At 65.9% G+C, this 2,155-nt stretch carries 2 protein-coding genes; both read right to left on the bottom strand.

All coding sequences use genetic code 11. The features are described from left to right. Positions 1-1,253, bottom strand: a 1,253-nt coding sequence (gene cysN / locus EJK15_RS68925) for a sulfate adenylyltransferase subunit CysN (protein ID WP_138720870.1), incomplete at its 3' end; no start/stop codon positions are given. Further along, the coding region (cysD, locus tag EJK15_RS68920) for a sulfate adenylyltransferase subunit CysD (RefSeq protein WP_138720869.1) at positions 1,253-2,155 on the bottom strand (903 nt) is incomplete at its 5' end. The genes cysN and cysD, both read right to left, overlap by 1 nt.

Genomic DNA, 2,155 nt, shown 5'->3' with positions numbered 1-2,155 from the left:
TCCATGATCATGCCGGCGCCGACGGTGCCGTTGGTGGCCTCGTCCACCAGGATGAAGCCGCCGGTCAGCCGGTTGCGGCCGTAGTCGTCGACGAACAGCGGCTGGGTGATCCGCAGCGACACCCGGCCGATCTCGTTCAGACCGAGGGAGGTCGCCTCCTCATCGCGGTGCAGGGTGTTGACATCCAGCCGGTAGTGCAGGTCACGCACCAGCGCGCGGGCGGTGCGGGTGGTGTGCTTGATGGTCAGCTTGGAACGCGGCGTCAGCTTCAGCCCGTCGGCCATCCAGCAGACCATCGCCTCCAGCTCCTGGGCCACGTGCGGCTGGTTGCCGGGACGGGCGATCATGTCGCCGCGGGAGATGTCCAGATCGTCTTCGAAACGCAGCGTCACCGACATCGGCGCGAACGCCTCCTGCACCGGCCCGTCGAAGGTGTCGATCGAGGCGATCCGCGTGCTCAGCCCGGACGGCAGGTGCACCACCTCATCACCCGGCTTCAGCACCCCGCCCGCCACCTGCCCGGCATACCCGCGATAATCATGAAAGGCCTGATCGGTGGCCCGCTGCGGACGGATCACATACTGCACCGGAAACCGCACATCGGTCAGGTTACGATCCGAGGCGATGTGCACGTTCTCCAGATGGTGCAGCAGCGAGGTGCCCAGATACCACGGCATGTGCTGCGAACGGGAGACCACATTGTCGCCGTTCAGCGCCGAGATCGGGATGAACGTCAGATCGGAGACGTTCAGCTTGGAGGCGAACGCGCTGAACTCCTCCCGGATCTCCTCGAACCGCTCCTGGGAGTAGTCCACCAGATCCATCTTGTTGACCGCCAGCACCAGATGCGGCACCCGCAGCAGCGAGGTCAAGAACGCATGCCGGCGCGACTGCTCCAGCACCCCCTTGCGGGCATCGATCAAAATGATCGCCAGATCCGCCGTGGACGCGCCGGTCACCATGTTGCGCGTGTACTGAATGTGACCCGGCGTATCAGCGATGATGAACTTCCGCCGCGGCGTGGCGAAATACCGGTACGCCACATCGATCGTGATGCCCTGCTCCCGCTCGGCCCGCAACCCGTCGGTCAGCAACGACAGATCGGTGTATTCGGTACCGCGATCGCGCGAGGTGCGCTCGACCGCCTCCAGCTGATCCTCGAAGATCGCCTTGGAGTCGAACAGCAACCGCCCGATGAGGGTCGACTTGCCGTCATCGACGCTTCCCGCCGTGGCAAAGCGCAGAATGTCCATCAAAAGTAGCCCTCTCGCTTACGGTCCTCCATGGCGGCCTCCGAAGCGCGGTCATCGGCCCGGGTGGCGCCGCGCTCGGTGATCCGGGTGGCCGCGATCTCCTCGATGATCTCCTCGACCGTGCCGGCCTCCGAGCGCACCGCGCCGGTGCACGTCATGTCGCCCACGGTGCGGTAGCGCACCACCGCCTCCAGCAGCGGCTCATCCTCACCCCGCGCCACCACACCGGCGTCGGGCAGCAGCATGCCGTCACGCTCGAACACCTTGCGGGTATGGGCGAAGTAGATGGACGGGATCTCGATGCCCTCACGCCGGATGTAGTCCCACACGTCCAGCTCGGTCCAGTTCGACAGCGGGAAGACCCGGATGTGCTCACCCTTGCGGATCCGCGCGTTGTACAGATTCCACAACTCCGGCCGCTGGTTCTTCGGATCCCACTGGCCGAAGTCGTCCCGGAAGGAGAACACCCGCTCCTTGGCCCGGGCCTTCTCCTCATCGCGGCGCGCCCCGCCGAACACCGCGTCGAACTCGTGCTCCTCGATCGCATCCAGCAGCGTGGTGGTCTGCAGCCGGTTACGCGAGGCCCGCCGCCCGCTCTCCTCCACCACCCGGCCCGCGTCGATGGAGTCCTGCACGCTGGCCACGATCAGCCGCGCGCCCAGCTCCGCCGAACGGCGATCACGAAACTCGATGACCTCCTCGAAGTTGTGGCCCGTGTCGACGTGCATCAGCGGAAACGGGATGGCCGCGGGCCAGAACGCCTTCTCCGCGATGCGGAGCATGACGATCGAGTCCTTGCCCCCGGAGAACAGCAGACACGGACGCTCGAACTCCGCCGCCACCTCGCGCATGATGTGGATGGCCTCGGCCTCGAGTACGTCAAGCTGCGACGTCGTGTAGTC

Origin of the sequence: Nonomuraea basaltis (genome assembly GCF_005893125.1) — a bacterium.
In the GTDB taxonomy this organism is placed as follows: domain Bacteria; phylum Actinomycetota; class Actinomycetes; order Streptosporangiales; family Streptosporangiaceae; genus Nonomuraea; species Nonomuraea basaltis.
This window is presented reverse-complemented; position numbering and strand designations above follow the sequence as displayed.